This window comes from Streptomyces sp. AC627_RSS907 (assembly GCF_019049165.1).
This window is the reverse complement of the sequence record NZ_JAGMUE010001381.1, coordinates 1-800: the sequence shown is the minus strand read 5'-3', so window position 1 is coordinate 800 and position 800 is coordinate 1. Positions and strand designations below refer to the sequence as shown.

Here is an 800-nt window from a genome sequence, read left to right as displayed (position 1 = left end):
CATCACCGCCTTCGACCACCTCCTCGCGGACCCGGCCACCTTCGGCGACCGCGTGGGGCTCGTCTTCGACCGCTACATCGCGCTCAACCGGAAGATCGTCGAACTGGCGGCGGCCCGGCGTGGCGGCCACTCCGCGTCCTGGTCCCCGGTGGTCGAGGTGGTCGTCAACGTCGGGGGCTCGGTCATAACCGCCGTCACCGGCGACGAGAGCTGGTCGCTGACCGGCGCGCTGGGCGCCACCGCGCTGGACACGTACGGCGGTTCCGTGCGGCTCGTCCTCCGCAACCGGATCGCCGGGCGCCGCGAGCAGAAGTTCGCGCGCGAGATCGCCACCGTACGGCTGGAGACGCTGGCCGCGTGGCAGCGCTTCCAGGACCTGGTGGAAAGGCTCCCCGGCTACCGCGAGGTCGCCCCGAACCCGGGCGCCAACAACTCCACCACCATGCGGGACGACCTGGAGTACTGAGGCCCAGGGCCGGCCCCCCGTGGGGTGGGGGCCGGCCGCCGGGCGTCCGCGCGGTCGGGGCGCAGGGTCGGACGCACGGGTGACGCGCTGTCGGCCGCCCGGAGTTGGCACGAGCGGCGGACGGCGAATGTCCGCGCGGCGGACACTGGGTGCGGAACGACGTCCGCCACGAAAGGCGCCATGAACCGCTACGACCGGCTGCGCGCCGAGCGCCCCGACCTGTTCGTCAACAGCCCGGACGGGATCGACCTCCTGCTGTCCCCCGAGGCGGTCGAGGCCGCGCGACGCGGCGCCGGAGCCGCTCCCGACACGCCGGTCGGCGTCGTCTACGAGG

1 pseudogene is annotated in these 800 nt (G+C 74.1%); it reads left to right on the top strand.

The window, feature by feature from the left end:
* Positions 1 to 466 (top strand): annotated as a pseudogene (locus KUM32_RS42025) (hypothetical protein); the annotation flags it as partial.
* Positions 467 to 800 lie beyond the last annotated feature (334 nt).